Origin of the sequence: Candidatus Accumulibacter contiguus (assembly GCF_036625285.1) — a bacterium.
GTDB lineage: Bacteria > Pseudomonadota > Gammaproteobacteria > Burkholderiales > Rhodocyclaceae > Accumulibacter > Accumulibacter contiguus.
In genome coordinates this window covers 559239-573304 of sequence record NZ_JAZKUC010000001.1, presented here as the reverse complement: position 1 = coordinate 573304, position 14066 = coordinate 559239, and the positions used below count along the sequence as shown (strand labels likewise).

Here is a 14066-nt window from a genome sequence, read left to right as displayed (position 1 = left end):
CGCAGCAAACGGTTTGAAGACAAGGAGAGCAGCATGGGACTACTGGATGGCATCTTGGGTGACATTTTGGGAAAAACGACGGGTGCAGCGCGGCAGACGCCGACAGAGGATGGCAACAGCAATCTGCTGATGGCTCTCCTGCCAGTCGTCCTGGGGATGTTGATGAACCGCCAAGGCAACGCTGGCGGTACGGGCGGTGGTGGTCTCGGAGACCTGCTCGGCAGCATGCTGGGCGGACGTTCCGGCCAAGGTAGTGGAATTGGCGATGTTCTCGGCGGTACCGGTGGCAGCACTGCTGGTGGTGGACTCGCTGCGGTGCTGGGTAGCGTGCTCGGTGGCGGTGCCAGCGGCGAGGGAGGTTCCATTGGCTTGCCTGGCCTGGGTGGCCTGCTCGAACAGCTCCAGCGTGCTGGCTTCGCCGAGCAGGCCAGTTCATGGGTGGGTAGCGGGCAGAACCTTCCCATCGCGCCGGAGGCAATGGGCCAGATCTTTGGCAGCGACGCGTTGTCGCAGATCGCCCAACAGGCTGGTGTCAGCGAATCAGAGGCGTCCGAGGGTCTGTCGCAGCTTCTGCCTGAAGTAGTCGACCGTCTCACTCCCGACGGCAACGCGCCGGACCTCGATCAACTGCGGACCAGTGTCGACTCCCTGACCCGGCAATTCGGCGGCTGAGTTTGCCGCAGCGAGCTGTTTGACCGGGCTTCTTGCGACTGCCGCTCGCGCAGGACTCCGAATCATCCAGCCAACGACAGAACCGCCTCGGCGAATAGCAACTACAAGTTCTACAGCAACGACCCACAGTGGCAAGTGATGGCTACCGGGCTCGGTAATACCGGTGCGCCATATACGGGGAGCGCGGCTGACTTGACATTGCTCACCAACGAGATCGTTGATGCTAACGGTGGTGGCAATTCGTCACTTGGATGGGTCGGGCTGACCGCTGGCCCTGCCAACGGTGGTGGGCCATGGGGCGCTAGACCAGGCATCGACGCCGCCGCGCGCTGGGTCTGGTACAGTAGTAATGGGGATCCGGATCCGACCACACCCGGATTCAATCATGATGAGTGGTTGGTTTTCCGGGTTGCCGTGGACGCGCCCGCAACGGTTCCCGAACCGGGCAGCCTGGCGCTGGCCGGACTGGCTTTGGCTGGGTGGGATAGGGCGGCGCAGAGGCTGATCGCAGTCAGACGCGCCCTGGATGGCAGCTGGCTCAACGCCGCCGTAGTCTTCCTGCGTGTGATCGTAGCAGAAACCATAACCCATCCGTGACGGGTCATGGTACTACTCATCACACACGCAATTCACTGGTCAGCCGCTGATCATTGCTGACGTGGCAAGGCTTCTCTGGTGATCCTGGCGCTGCCGCTGATGCATGGCAGGTGCTCGATCAGGCTTGAGCGGCAAAGCAGGGCTGGCGGTGTGCCGAGGAGCAACTGGACCGATCGAAGTCCCTGGATTGCAGGACGGAGATGAACAACCTGTCATCCTCACTGATGTGGCGTTCAAACCAGTACTCGCAGTAGCGCAGGAAGGAATGCGCGTCCTGCCCACCATTGATGACTTCACCCAGGGCCTTGTGCAGCAGGCACAGTGTATCGGTGTGAATCCTGGCATGATCGGTGAAATCCAGTCCCGCCTCGTCCGCTATCCGTTCTTCAGTGGCGAAATGCCTCGCGAACTTATCGATGAGCTTGCCGAATTCGTCGATCGGCACGTAGCTGAGCTCAAAACAGTTGGTCTTGAGCGAGTCGATATGGTTAAAGATGTCCTCATGCTGAGCGTCGACTTCCGGCAAATCGACCAACAGCGCTTCCGGAAGCAAGCCGGGAATGTACATTGTCATTTCAGGTCTCCTTTGGCAACGGATAGGTATCTTTTGTTATCCCTACAGTATAGGAGGAATGCCTGTAGAATTCCAGAGAGAAATTGGATTTAAGTCAGGCAAATATCTTCCTGGTCGTTGCTTGTCGGCCAGAATCATGCGCTCCTTGGCGAGCAACTCAAGCGCGCCGAGGCTTACATGGACAAGTCGCGGCAGCAGCGGCTGCGCACCTTGTCCACTTCTGGCGTCGAAGGTCCGGTCAAACTGTAGTCATCTCGTTCGCGGCACTGCCATCCAGAAAGGAGGATTCACCATGCCTCAGAAGTATCTGATTGACCAGCGGAGCAGGACGAGCGGCGGTGGTCCGCCCGACTTTCCTGCCTTGGCGCGCAAGGCCGCGGTCAGCGGGCGGCCAATCAGATTCTTCCGGTTTGCACGTTCCAGTCGCTCGGCCAGCCGCGGACTCGGCGGCGGTGCTTGCCGGCGACGCGGCGATGCGCGCGAAGGCAATTCCCCCACGACCCATTTGTCGCGCCCGCGCGGGTTAGTCATTCTTGCCTTGCCGCCATTCTCAGGCCGGTTTTCTTGAGAATGCCGGTCGAAAACAGTACATCATGCGAACGGCAGTCGCTCCCGATGATCTCGGCGATGCTCGCCACCTTGGCCAGAACCTCGGCGCGTGAACCGCCATGCACCATGGCAAACAGGTTGTATGGCCATTCGGGGAGCCGGCGCGGCCGGTGGTAGCAGTGGGTCACGAAATCGAGCCCGCCGACGCGTACGCCGAGTTCGTCGATACGCTCGTCCGGCACGTCCCAGACGCTCATGCCGTTGGCGGTATAGCCGATTGCGTAGTGGTTGGGCACCGCGCCGATACGGCGGATGACGCCGCTCTCGAGCAGGCGGGTCAGGCGCACCATCACTTCCTCGGGTGCGATGCCGATCGCTTCGGCGAGCTGGTGATATGGCCTTGTGACCAGCGGCAGGCCGTTCTGGGTGGCAATGACGAGACGGCGATCGGTCGCATCGAGAATGGCGGCGGCTTGAGTGCTCACGACCGCACCGCCAGCTTCATTTCGACGAAGTATTCCTGCAGCTTCGGAAAGGGAAAGACCGGCAGGCCGCTGGCCTCCTCGATCCGGCGTACCGCGGTGTCGATGCCGTCGGCGGTCTCGGTGGCGAGCACGAACCACATGTTGAACTCACAGTTGCGGTCGCTTTCGCGGCGGTAGTTGTGCGCTACCTCGGGAAAGGCATTGACGATTTCGAGGACGCGCAGCCACTCTGCATCAGGAACGCGCATTGCCGCCAGAACGAAGGCACCGCCCATGCGCTCGACCTGAAACATCGGGCCGAAGCGGGTCAGCACGCGCGTTGTCAGCATTCGCTGCAGGCGTTCGAGGAGTTCCGTTTCGCTGATGCCGAGCCTCTCGGCAATTTCGGCGTAGGGCCGTTCGCAGATCGGGAATCCGCCCTGCAGGCCGTCGATGATCGCGCGATCGGTCGCGTCGATGCTCGCCGCTTCACGCATAACGGGCACCGCACTGCTTGAAGCGGGTCAGCGAGAACAGCACCGCGTGCGCGTAATCGGTCAACTGCAGGCGTGCTCGCAGCTCGGCGATGCGGGCCTCGACTTCCGCCCGTGCCTGGCCGTGGATCATGCAGAACAGGTTGTAGCGCCAGGTCGGCGGCACGCGCGGGCGCCGATAGCAGAGATTCACCCCTGATTCGCACGCCAGGCGCTCGCCGATGGCGCTGACGCTGGCGTCGGGAATGTCGTGCACCAGCATCGCATTGGCCGTATAGCCGAGTTCGTGATGCCTGACGATCACCCCGAAGCGCTTGATGATTCCCTCTGCGCACCAGCGACGGATGCGTTCGAGCACTTCGTTCTCGTCGCAGCCGACCCGGCTGGCCAGCACCGAGAACGGCCGAATGAACAGCGGCAAGCCTTCCTGCAGGGCCATCACCAGACGACGTTCGAATTCGTCGAGCGGCGTCGGTGCAGCGAAAGGCTGACTGCACACGCGTACCTTGCTCGGCCTCTCATTCTGGCCGTCAAGCGCAAAACCCAGGTCGATGTGGTATTCCTCGAGCAGCGGCAGCTTCAACACCGGCCAGCCGGTCATTTGTTCGATCGCGCCCAGGGCCGCCTGCAGGCGCCCTTCCGACCCGGCAGTGGCGACGAACCAGAGGTTGTAGCAGTGCTCGCGTTCGTAATTGTGGTTAACCTCGGGAAAGCGGTTGACCGCCGCGGCAACCATGGCCAGTTTGTCTGCCGGTACCGCCATCGCTGCCAGCGTACTGGCGCCGATGCGTTTAGGAGCGAAAATGGCGCCGACGCGCGCGATCTTGCCTTCGCGACGCAACGCTTCCAGTGCCCGCAACACGGCTCCCTCGGCAACTCTGAGCCGGGAAGCCAGTTCGGCAAATGGCGCCGAACAGAGCGGAAAATCCCGCTGAAAGTCGTTGAGCAGGCGAAAGTTGATCGCTTCGTCAAGCGTGTTGTCGAGTCTGTTCATCAGAAGCCCGTGCGATTGGCGCGACTGGTGAAGAAAATCCCGCTCGGCGCCTGTACGTCCAGTTCGCCGAGCTTCGTGAACGTCGCCGTATCGTAGATCAGTACGCGGTTGTCGTCGCGAGCGGAAATCCAGATCTGCTCACCGCGCGGTGTGAACTCCATGTGCAGGACAGCCTTGCCCGGTGCGAGCGTTTTCACCACTTTCCCGCTCAGCGTATCGATCACTTCGACCCAGCCGTTGTCGGGAAACGCGTAATTGACCCACACCTGCCGGCCATCCGGCCGCGCCATCACGAACACCGGTTGCCCCTTGACCGGGATGTGGGCGATTTCCTGCCAGTTGCCGCCGGCAACGACCAAGACCTCGTGGCGGCCGATCGCCGGCAGGTAGGCGTTGCCCTGTGCCATGGACCAGCCGCGCAGGTGCGGCATCTTGAATACCGGCAGCTTTTCCTGGCCACGCCCATAGTTCCCGAGAATTCGCCGCGTGCCCTGTTCGGGCCGCCAGGTGTCGAGCAGGGCGACACCGTCCTCGCCGAACAAGCCGGCCAGGTAATATCGGCCATCGGGGGTCACCAGCCCGTCGTAGGGCTGTAGCCCCGCCGGATAGCGTTGCGTCTGCGGCTGCCGAGGGTCGGAGAAATCGCTGACCCAGATCTCGCCGCCATCGAAGAGCGCGTAGGCGAAACGCTGACCGACGAGATCGGCGAGGCCGACGACTTTCGAAAAACTTCCCGGCGCATACTCGGCAGGTACTTCGGAGAGCAGTTCGAGGGTTTCGGCGTCAAAAGCCTTGATGCCGCCGGGCGTGTAATTCTGCGCGACGACGATGCGGCCGTCCTGCGAGATCGCGCCGCCGATGGCGTTGCCCGACTGCAGCACGCGCTTGACGATACGTGCTTCGAGCAGATCGACCTTGCTCAGTCCGCCGTCACGCCCGAAGACGTAAGCATAGCGACCATCGCGCGCATAGACCACCGAGGCGTGCGAGAGGTCGCCGAGGCCACCGATGCGCGCATAGACATCTCGCCGGCTGGTATCGACGAGGCTGATCTGCCCATGCGCGCGCTCGATGACCACCCCGAGGTCACCGGTACCCCGCAGAGTCGGCGCGGCGCAGGCCGCGAGCAGGATAATCGACAGCAGGGTCAGTAATTTTTTCATGTTCATCACTCCAGAGGCGCCGCTGGCGCTCAGATGTTTTCCGCCGCGCAGCGCCAGGGCGCTGCTTGATGATCATTGCCCGCGCAGCACGCCGGCCTATTTCTTCCTGGACGGCGCACTGGCCTTGCACATCCTGCCGGGCATCAGCAGACTCGCCTGATAGGCCGAAATGGCGAGCAGTTGATCATTGTCGTACTTGCTGATGATTCTGAGCATCTCCGGGTTGGCGTTGCGGCGCTTGCCGTCGCGGATCTCGGTCATCTGGCGCAGCAGATATTTGTAGTGCTGCCCGGCGATCACCGGATAAGCCTTGTCCCTGAAGCCTTCGCCGCTGGCCCCATGGCATGCCCGGCACTCCTTCTCGTAAAGCACCTTGCCGGTCGCCACTTGCTGAGCGACGTCCTGCCCCTCGTATCGGCCATGCTCGACGGGAATACACAGCCCCTCGATGTAGGCAGCGACGTCGGCCAGCTCCTGCGGATCGGTCAGGAGCGCAGCAAACGGGTACATCGTCGGGTTGTCGCGCACACCGGCGCGGATGTCGGCCATCTGTTTGATCAGCACACTGCTGTGCTGGCCCGCAAGCTGCGGGATGCTGCCGTCGGAAAGTCCGCCTGCCGACGGCAGGTGGCAGCTACGGCACAACTCGTAGATTTCCTCACCACTCTTCCTGTTGCCCTTGAGCTCGAGCGCCTCGCTCTTCTCGCCTGCCGGCGCCTGCCATGGGTAATTCCTGACCTCGATGCCCGCAGCCCTGGGTCCCGGCGGCTCGGCATGCGCAAGCGCCGCGGCAAGCATTGCCAGAGAAAATCCCAGAACCCGTTTGTTCATTGTCCACTCCCTGCTGTTTGAGAACGGTATCGACCGCCGCCGGTCAACAGTTCACCGCGGCAATATGCCACAGATGGTGAATGCTGGCACTGCCGGATAATTTGATCTGAGTAAAATATTCTGGCAGCGGCCGCCGGCCTCTACCCTGAATCGCTCGTCCGCCGCCTGGCGGCTGCCTTGTTCGCCAGGGAAGCGCGCGCAGACGATAATGTGCCGCCGCCGCAAACACCAACCGATGCCCTTCCCGATGACCAAGAACCTGTTTCTCGATGCCGCCATCCTGCTCGCAATCACCATCCTCGGCGGCCTCGGGTACCAGCTGGCACCACTGCTCAATCCGAAAGCCGACATCGCGTTACCGCTGTCCGGCTGCAATCTCGACCGGCAGGCCTGCGTCGCAGCGCTGCCAGACGGCGGTCAGCTCGAGTTCTCGATTGAACCACGACCGATCCCGGTACTCCAGACATTGCAGTTGCAGGCCAGCTTCCAGGGTACCGAGGTGCGCAAGGTCGAAGTCGATTTTACCGGCAGTACCATGAATATGGGCTACAACCGACCGCGCCTCGAAAGGCAGGGCGGCAGTGAGCGCTTCACCGCGTCGGCCAGCCTGCCGGTGTGCATCACCGGCAGCATGGAATGGGATGCCACCGTGCTCGTCGACACCGGCAAGGCCGTCGTCGCCGTCCCCTTCCGCTTCGTCACCGGCCACTGAAACCGCGAGAGCCGATGCCGCGGCAGCGAAGCTTCGATTTCCGAGCCTTGCCGTGTGCGGCCGCGCCGACGACAGCATTTACGTGCTTCGCGAGTGAAGGGATGGGCAGTCGGAATGCGGGAATTCGGACGAAATGGTACGCCAGGATTTCGGGATGATTGAGTTGGCCGCCAGCCCCCCTTGGGCAGCATACTAGCTGGCAGCCGTTCCTTGCGCACGGATCAGCTACCCGTAGCGTGGTGATTGCTTCCTCGCTTACTGGCAATCTTCTCGTCCTCTTCCTCATCGCCCTGCGAATCGAGTACTTCCTGCAGGTCGTCGAGATCCTTTCGGTTTTGCCGTAAAAAAAAGACCATCCCCCAGCCCAGCGTTGCAGCGATGACAGCGACCAGCGCGACGGCACCCCAATCGAGACTGGCCAGCGATCCAGAATCCATTGATCTCTCCTCTTTGTGACTGCGAACATTATGCTTCTTGCGGCTGATTGGCGCAGCATCTTCGGTCTGGATATGGCAAACGACAGAGAAATCAATTATCCTCGGGCCTCCAGAACATAATTAAAGATGGAGTTTGAAGGATGACCAACAAAGGGCAACTCTTACAAGACCCGTTTCTCAACACCCTGCGGCGTGAGCGGGTGCCGGTTTCGATCTACCTGGTGAACGGCATCAAGCTGCAGGGTCAGGTCGATTCGTTCGACCAGTATGTCGTCCTGCTCAAGAACTCGGTGACTCAGATGGTCTACAAGCATGCGATCTCGACGGTCGTTCCGTCGCGCCCGATCACCATCCAGCAGGACAGCGACAGCGAGGCATGATGCACTCTGCAACATCCTTGACCGGCTCGCCGCTGCTGTGGATAGCTGCGTCAAGCCCCTTCTTTTGCCCTTCACTGACGGCTGCAGCTTGCGGCAGCCTTTCCTAGATCATCGGCATGGTTGAACGCGCGGCCGCCAAAGAACGGGCGGTCATCGTCCAGCTCGACTTCGGTCGTGAAGACCTTGCCGAACAGCTTGCCGAAGTCCGATTGCTGACCCGGTCGGCGGGTGCTGCGGTCTGTGCCATCGTGCAGGGGAGTCGCCACAGCCCGGATGCAGCGACCTATGCCGGCAAGGGCAAGGTCGAGGAAGTGGCTGCCGAGATCAACGTGCACCAAGCCGATCTGGTGATCTTCAATCATGAACTCAGCGCCGGCCAGGAGCGCAACCTGGAACGCAGGCTGCAGTGCCGCGTCATCGACCGGACCAGTCTGATCCTCGACATCTTCGCGCAGCGGGCGCAAAGTTCGGAGGGCAAGCTGCAGGTCGAACTGGCTCAGCTCGAACACCTGTCGACACGACTGGTGCGCGGCTGGACCCACCTGGAACGGCAGAAAGGCGGTATCGGCCTGCGCGGCCCAGGAGAAACGCAGCTCGAAACCGACCGTCGCCTGCTCGGTATCCGCGTCAAGCTGCTCAAGGAACGCCTGGCCAGGCTCGAACGCCAGCGTGGCGTGCAGCGCAAGGCGCGCGGCCGGGGAGAGTTGCTGAACGTTTCGCTGGTGGGTTACACCAATGCCGGCAAATCGACGCTGTTCAATGCGCTGACGCATGCCGGCGTTTTTGCCGCTGACCAGTTGTTCGCTACTCTGGATACGACCACACGCAAATTGTGGCTGGGCGAGGCCGGCCATATCGTGCTTTCCGATACCGTTGGCTTCATCCGCGACCTGCCGCACTCGCTGGTAGCCGCTTTCCATGCCACGCTCGAAGCCACGGCCGAGGCGGATCTGCTGTTGCACGTGGTTGATTCGGCAAGTCCGGCGCGCGACGACCAGATCGCTGACGTCAACAAGGTGCTGGCCGAGATCGGCGCTGCCGATGTGCCGCAACTGACGGTGCAGAACAAGCTAGATCTTACCGGGCTGCCACCGGCGGTCGAGCGTGACGAGTATGGTAGAATCTCGCGCGTTCGCCTTAGTGCTGTCTCCGGCGATGGTTTACCCCTGCTGCGCGAGGCGCTTTCCGAACTGGCTCTGGCGAAGACGCGGGACTTGCAGGACCTACGGGATTTGCAGGAGTTGCGGGACAGCCGCGAGCGGGCAGCAGGTGCTGCCACTGTGCAGAATGTCGATAGGATTCTCGATTCAGATGGTTCCCCATGATTTATAGCCTTGGAGTTTTTATGTCGCTCAATGACCCACAGTGGGGCAATCGCGGCAACGATGGCGGCGGTGGCAAGCGGCCCAATCAGGGGCCGCCCGACCTTGAACAGTTATGGCGCGACCTCAATCGCAAGCTGTCCGCAATTTTCGACAGGAAGCGTTCTGGCAGCAACCAGGGCGGTGATCGCGGTGGCGATCGTCCCCCGATCCAGTTCAACAGCAGGTTCCTTGGCGGCGGCATTGGCTTGCTCCTGGCGCTGGTCGTGGTGGTCTGGCTGGCCAGCGGTTTCTATATTGTCGACGCATCGCAAAGGGGCGTCGTGCTCGAGTTCGGCCGCTACAAGGAGAGCACCGATCCGGGTTTGCGCTGGCGACTACCGTATCCGATCCAGGCGCATGAACTGGTCAACATCTCCGGCGTGCGCACCGTCGAGATCGGCTATCGCGGCAGCGAAAAAAACAAGGTACTCAAGGAAGCACTGATGCTGACTGACGACGAGAACATCATCAACATCCAGTTCGCCGTGCAATGGTTCCTCAATGACCCCGTCGAGTATGTCTTCAACAACCGCCATCCGGACGATGCGGTGATGCAGGTCGCAGAAACAGCGATTCGCGAAATCGTCGGCAAGAACAAGATGGATTTCGTCCTCTACGAGGGGCGCGAGCAGGTCGCAGTCAATGCCGCAAAACTGATGCAGGAAATCCTCGATCGTTACAAGACCGGCATTCTGATTTCCAAGGTCACGATGCAGAATGCACAGCCGCCGGAGCAGGTGCAGGCGGCGTTCGACGATGCGGTCAAGGCATCACAGGATCGCGAACGTCAGAAGAACGAGGGTCAGGCCTACGCCAATGACGTCATCCCGAAAGCTCGCGGCACCTCCGCGCGCCTGCTCGAGGAGGCAGAGGGTTACAAGAAACGCGTCATCGCCACTTCCGAGGGAGATGCAAGCCGCTTCCGGCAGATCTACACGGAATACGCCAAGGCGCCGGAAGTGACGCGCAGTCGCATGTATCTCGATACCATGCAGCAGGTCTATTCCAGCACCAGCAAGGTGCTGGTCGATGCCAAGGGGCAGGGGAACCTGCTGTACCTGCCGCTCGACAAGCTGCTGCAGGCGTCCGGAGCCGCTGCAGCGGCCGCGCCTGCCGCTGGCAACCAGGAGCTGCCGGCAGCGGTGAGGCCGGCGCCGGTGGTTTCCAACGAGGTGCCGCCACAGGTGGTCGAGAAAAATGAAGCACGTTCGCGTGAGACGCTACGGCAGCGTGATCGGGAGTCTCGCTGATGAAAGCAAGCATTAATATCGTTGCGGCCGTTTTCGTGGCCGTGCTGGTGGTGCTCGGGGCGACCATTTTTACGGTTGATCAGCGTCAATACGCGATCATCTTTCAGCTCGGCGAAGTTCGCAATGTCATCGAGGAACCGGGCCTGTACTTCAAATGGCCGCTGATCCAGAACGTGCGCTATTTCGACAAGCGCATTCTCACCCTGGATAGCACCGAACCCGAGCGTTTCATCACCTCGGAAAAAAAGAATGTTCTCGTGGATTCCTTCACCAAGTGGCGAATCATCGATCCCAAGCTCTACTACATCTCGGTTGCCGGTGACGAATCGCGAGCCAAAACGCGGCTGACGCAGACCGTCAATGCCGGACTGCGCGAGGAATTCGGCAAACGCACCGTGCATGATGTGGTTTCGGGGGAGCGCGACAAGATCATGGCCCAGATGCGCGAGAAGGCCGACCTCGATGCCCGCAAGATTGGCGTGCAGATCGTCGACGTGCGTGTCAAGCGTGTCGAATTGCCCAGTGACGTCAGCGAATCCGTGTATCGCCGCATGGACGCAGAGCGTAAACGGGTGGCCAACGAATTACGTTCGCAGGGTTCCGCCGAGGCCGAGAAGATTCGCGCCGACGCCGACAAGCAACGCGAGGTGATCGTTGCCGAAGCCTATCGCGACGCACAGAAGATGAAGGGGGAAGGCGATGCCAGGGCCTCGGCGATTTATGCGCAAGCCTTTGAAGGCAGCCCGGAGTTCTACGCTTTCTATCGCAGCCTCGAAGCCTATCGCAACAGCTTCAAGGGCAAGAACGACCTGATTGTCGTCGAGCCCAACTCCGATTTCTTCAAATACATGAAGAGCATCAGCCGGAGTGGCGACAAAGCCGGCAAATGATCGATCATCTGCTGCTTGCCTTTGCCCTGATGCTGGTGCTTGAGGGGCTGCTGCCGTTCGTGGCGCCGAACGCCTGGCGTGAAACCTTCCGGCGTCTGATTCGCTTTTCCGACGGGCAGATCCGTTTCATCGGCCTGACCTCGATGCTGGTCGGGCTGGTACTGCTGATGATTTTCCGATGAACTGGCTACTGCCCGAACATATTGCCGATGCCCTGCCGTCAGAAGCTGCGCAGATCGAGCGGCTGCGCCGGACGCTGCTGGATCTGTTCCGCGTGCATGGCTACGAGTTGGTGATGCCACCGCTGCTCGAACACCTGGATTCCCTGCTCACCGGCTCCGGGCACGATCTGCGGCTGCGGACCTTCAAGCTGGTCGATCAATTGTCGGGACGGACGCTCGGCGTGCGCGCCGACATCACGCCGCAGGTTGCCCGCATCGACGCCCACCTGCTCAATCGCCAGGGGGTGACGCGGCTGTGTTACTGCGCCAGCGTGCTGCATACCCTGCCGGCATCGCTGACCGCGAGCCGCGAACCGATCCAGCTGGGAGCCGAACTGTATGGCCATGCCGGCGTCGCCGCCGACCGCGAAGTCATTCGCCTGATGGCCGCCGCGCTCGACGCTGCCGGCGTCCCGGCAGCGCGTATCGATCTTGGTCACGTTGGTGTTTTTCGCTCGCTGGCGGCAGCGGCCGGCATCGATGCCGAACTCGAGGGAACACTGCTGCAGTTGCTGCAAGCCAAGGACGTGCCGAGTCTTCGCGAGCCTTGCGGCCAGCTCGACGAACCGCTACGTTCTGCGCTGCTGGCGCTGCCCGACCTCTATGGCGGCGTCGAGACCCTTGCCGCGGCAGCCAGGGCGCTGCCCGCCTTGCCGGAAATCACTGCGGCGCTGGACACCTTGCGGCAGTTGCAGGAGTCTCTGCCCGATCTGCCGCTGTCATTCGATCTCGCGGATCTGCGCGGCTACCACTACCACAACGGCGTGGTCTTCGCGGCCTATTGCCCGGACTTCTCGAGTGCCATCGCACGCGGTGGGCGTTATGACGGCGTCGGCAGGGCTTTCGGCCGGGCGCGGCCAGCAACCGGTTTTTCGATGGATTTGCGCGAACTGGCGCGGCTGGCGGCGAATGGTACGCAGGGTACGCAGCCCGGGGCGATTCTGGCGCCTGATGCGGCGGATACGGCGGCACTGGCGGCAGCGATTGCCGCGCTGCGCGCGCAGGGCGAGGTCGTCGTCGAACTCCTGCCGGCCGAAATGAGCAGCGAAGGGCCACGGTGCGACCGCCAACTGGTCGAACGTGACGGGCAATGGCTTGTTGAGGCAATCACTGGAATGGATCACGGGAATGGCTAAGAATGTGGTAGTCGTCGGGACGCAATGGGGCGACGAGGGCAAAGGCAAGATCGTTGACTGGCTGACCGATCATGCCAGGGGTGTCGTTCGCTTCCAGGGTGGCCACAACGCAGGGCACACGCTGGTGGTCGGCGGCCAGGTCTACAAGCTCAACCTGGTTCCCTCCGGGATCGTGCGTGCGGGCGTCGATTGCTTCATCGGCAACGGTGTCGTGCTCGACATCCATCATCTGATCAGCGAGATCAAGGTACTCGAGGCGGGCGGCATCGACGTGCGTTCGCGGCTCAAGGTCAGTCCGGGCTGTCCGATCATTCTGCCTTATCATGCGGCCCTCGATCATGCACGCGAGGCGGCGAAGTGTGCGGATTTGCGCATCGGTACCACCGGCAAGGGCATCGGCCCGGCCTATGAAGACAAGGTGGCGCGGCGGGCGCTGCGGGTCTATGATCTGTTCTATCCCGACCGTTTCGCCGAACGGCTGAAGGACAATCTCGATTACCACAACTTCGTCCTGACCCGCTATCTCGGGGCCGCGGCGGTCGATTTCGATGCCGTATTCGCGCAGGCGATGGCTGATGCCGAAGAGATCAAGCCGCTGGTCACCGATGTGTCGGCAGCGCTGCATGCGCTCAACCAGGCAGGTCACAATCTGCTCTTCGAAGGCGCCCAGGGCGCCTTGCTCGACATCGATCACGGTACTTATCCCTTTGTCACCTCCTCGAACTGTGTTGCCGGCCAGGCCGCCGCCGGATCGGGGATCGGTCCGGGGATGCTGCATTACGTGCTGGGAATCACCAAGGCGTATTGCACACGCGTCGGCGGCGGTCCCTTCCCGAGTGAACTCGACATCGAAACAGCCGGTCAGCCAGGGCACCAGATGTCGCAGAAGGGGCGTGAAGTCGGTACCGTCACCGGTCGCAAGCGGCGTTGTGGCTGGCTCGATGCGGCAGCACTCAGGCGCTCGATCCAGATCAACGGCGTCACCGGCCTGTGCATCACCAAGCTCGACGTTCTCGATGGCCTGTCGGAGCTGAAGATCTGTGCCGCTTATCGGCTGGACGGCAAGCTCGTCGAGCTGCTGCCGATGGGCGCCGACGAGGTTGCTGCCTGTCAGCCCGTGCTGGAGACCTTGCCAGGCTGGTCCGAGTCCACGGTCGGTGCCAGCACGATGGAGGCCCTGCCGGCAGCGGCGCGTGCCTATCTGGCGCGCATCGAAGAAATCTGCGACATTCCGATCGACATCATTTCGACAGGACCGGAGCGTGCCGAAACGGTGCTTCGCCGACATCCTCTGGGGAACCCGGTATAGCAGCAGTCAGTCGATAGCAAACGAGGGAA

Annotated in this window: 19 protein-coding genes; 11 read left to right on the top strand and 8 right to left on the bottom strand. The window is 61.8% G+C overall.

Annotated elements, in window-relative coordinates; genetic code table 11:
• Positions 1-33: 33 nt before the first annotated feature.
• Positions 34-672: a YidB family protein gene (locus tag V5B59_RS02780; RefSeq protein WP_169070675.1), complete on the top strand. Its 639-nt coding sequence runs from the start codon at positions 34-36 to the stop codon at positions 670-672.
• 192 nt (positions 673-864) lie between these two features.
• A complete protein-coding gene (locus tag V5B59_RS02775) occupies positions 865-1269 on the top strand; it encodes a PEP-CTERM sorting domain-containing protein (RefSeq protein WP_169070674.1) in 405 nt (134 codons plus the stop codon).
• A gap of 118 nt (positions 1270-1387) precedes the next feature.
• Here V5B59_RS02775 and V5B59_RS02770 read toward each other — a convergent pair whose 3' ends face one another.
• A complete protein-coding gene (locus V5B59_RS02770) occupies positions 1388-1843 on the bottom strand; it encodes a hemerythrin family protein (RefSeq protein ID WP_332351554.1) in 456 nt (151 codons plus the stop codon).
• 117 nt (positions 1844-1960) lie between these two features.
• Here V5B59_RS02770 and V5B59_RS02765 point away from each other — a divergent pair, with 117 nt between their 5' ends.
• A complete protein-coding gene (locus tag V5B59_RS02765) occupies positions 1961-2092 on the top strand; it encodes a hypothetical protein (RefSeq protein ID WP_256435984.1) in 132 nt (43 codons plus the stop codon).
• A 48-nt stretch (positions 2093-2140) separates the two neighbouring features.
• Here V5B59_RS02765 and V5B59_RS02760 read toward each other — a convergent pair whose 3' ends face one another.
• The 6 genes from V5B59_RS02760 to V5B59_RS02735 form a co-directional block, all read right to left on the bottom strand.
• On the bottom strand, positions 2141-2374 hold the full coding sequence (locus tag V5B59_RS02760) for a hypothetical protein (protein WP_034911539.1): 234 nt from the start codon (positions 2372-2374) through the stop codon (positions 2141-2143).
• A complete protein-coding gene (ahbB, locus tag V5B59_RS02755; RefSeq protein ID WP_169070673.1) occupies positions 2371-2877 on the bottom strand; it encodes a siroheme decarboxylase subunit beta in 507 nt (168 codons plus the stop codon). The genes V5B59_RS02760 and ahbB (V5B59_RS02755) overlap by 4 nt, the downstream gene beginning before the upstream one ends.
• Positions 2874-3353 carry an Lrp/AsnC family transcriptional regulator gene (locus V5B59_RS02750; RefSeq protein WP_169070680.1) on the bottom strand — a complete coding sequence of 160 codons (480 nt, stop codon included), beginning with the start codon at positions 3351-3353 and terminating at the stop codon, positions 2874-2876. The genes ahbB (V5B59_RS02755) and V5B59_RS02750 overlap by 4 nt, the downstream gene beginning before the upstream one ends.
• Positions 3346-4344: a siroheme decarboxylase subunit beta gene (gene ahbB / locus V5B59_RS02745; protein ID WP_169070672.1), complete on the bottom strand. Its 999-nt coding sequence runs from the start codon at positions 4342-4344 to the stop codon at positions 3346-3348. The genes V5B59_RS02750 and ahbB (V5B59_RS02745) overlap by 8 nt, the downstream gene beginning before the upstream one ends.
• A complete protein-coding gene (locus tag V5B59_RS02740) occupies positions 4344-5507 on the bottom strand; it encodes a cytochrome D1 domain-containing protein (RefSeq protein ID WP_169070671.1) in 1164 nt (387 codons plus the stop codon). Before V5B59_RS02740 ends, ahbB (V5B59_RS02745) begins: the two co-directional genes overlap by 1 nt.
• A 96-nt stretch (positions 5508-5603) precedes the next feature.
• The gene (locus V5B59_RS02735; protein WP_034912829.1) at positions 5604-6338 is read right to left on the bottom strand and encodes a c-type cytochrome; all 735 of its coding nucleotides are present in this window, start codon (positions 6336-6338) and stop codon (positions 5604-5606) included.
• Positions 6339-6585: 247 nt separating this feature from the next.
• On the opposite strand from V5B59_RS02735, the gene V5B59_RS02730 reads away from it, so the two are divergent.
• Complete coding sequence (locus V5B59_RS02730) at positions 6586-7050, top strand: hypothetical protein (RefSeq protein ID WP_169070670.1); 465 nt, start codon at positions 6586-6588, stop codon at positions 7048-7050.
• Positions 7051-7271: 221 nt separating this feature from the next.
• Here the strand turns inward: V5B59_RS02730 and V5B59_RS02725 are convergent, their stop codons facing one another.
• Complete coding sequence (locus V5B59_RS02725; protein WP_332351553.1) at positions 7272-7487, bottom strand: hypothetical protein; 216 nt, start codon at positions 7485-7487, stop codon at positions 7272-7274.
• A gap of 140 nt (positions 7488-7627) precedes the next feature.
• Between V5B59_RS02725 and hfq the strand changes: the two genes are divergently transcribed.
• The 7 genes from hfq (at position 7628) to V5B59_RS02690 (ending at position 14037) form a co-directional block, all read left to right on the top strand.
• Positions 7628-7867 carry an RNA chaperone Hfq gene (gene hfq, locus V5B59_RS02720; RefSeq protein WP_034912835.1) on the top strand — a complete coding sequence of 80 codons (240 nt, stop codon included), beginning with the start codon at positions 7628-7630 and terminating at the stop codon, positions 7865-7867.
• A 116-nt stretch (positions 7868-7983) separates the two neighbouring features.
• The gene (gene hflX / locus V5B59_RS02715) at positions 7984-9192 is read left to right on the top strand and encodes a GTPase HflX (protein WP_034912837.1); all 1209 of its coding nucleotides are present in this window, start codon (positions 7984-7986) and stop codon (positions 9190-9192) included.
• 20 nt (positions 9193-9212) lie between these two features.
• Positions 9213-10481, top strand: coding sequence for an FtsH protease activity modulator HflK (gene hflK / locus V5B59_RS02710; RefSeq protein ID WP_332351552.1), 1269 nt, complete (start codon positions 9213-9215; stop codon positions 10479-10481).
• Positions 10481-11371: a protease modulator HflC gene (gene hflC, locus V5B59_RS02705; RefSeq protein ID WP_169070669.1), complete on the top strand. Its 891-nt coding sequence runs from the start codon at positions 10481-10483 to the stop codon at positions 11369-11371. The genes hflK and hflC overlap by 1 nt, the downstream gene beginning before the upstream one ends.
• Positions 11368-11553 carry a DUF2065 domain-containing protein gene (locus V5B59_RS02700; protein ID WP_034926320.1) on the top strand — a complete coding sequence of 62 codons (186 nt, stop codon included), beginning with the start codon at positions 11368-11370 and terminating at the stop codon, positions 11551-11553. The genes hflC and V5B59_RS02700 overlap by 4 nt, the downstream gene beginning before the upstream one ends.
• Positions 11550-12728, top strand: coding sequence for an ATP phosphoribosyltransferase regulatory subunit (locus V5B59_RS02695; protein WP_034912844.1), 1179 nt, complete (start codon positions 11550-11552; stop codon positions 12726-12728). The genes V5B59_RS02700 and V5B59_RS02695 overlap by 4 nt, the downstream gene beginning before the upstream one ends.
• Positions 12721-14037: an adenylosuccinate synthase gene (locus V5B59_RS02690; RefSeq protein ID WP_034912846.1), complete on the top strand. Its 1317-nt coding sequence runs from the start codon at positions 12721-12723 to the stop codon at positions 14035-14037. The genes V5B59_RS02695 and V5B59_RS02690 overlap by 8 nt, the downstream gene beginning before the upstream one ends.
• The last annotated feature ends 29 nt before the right edge of the window (positions 14038-14066 follow it).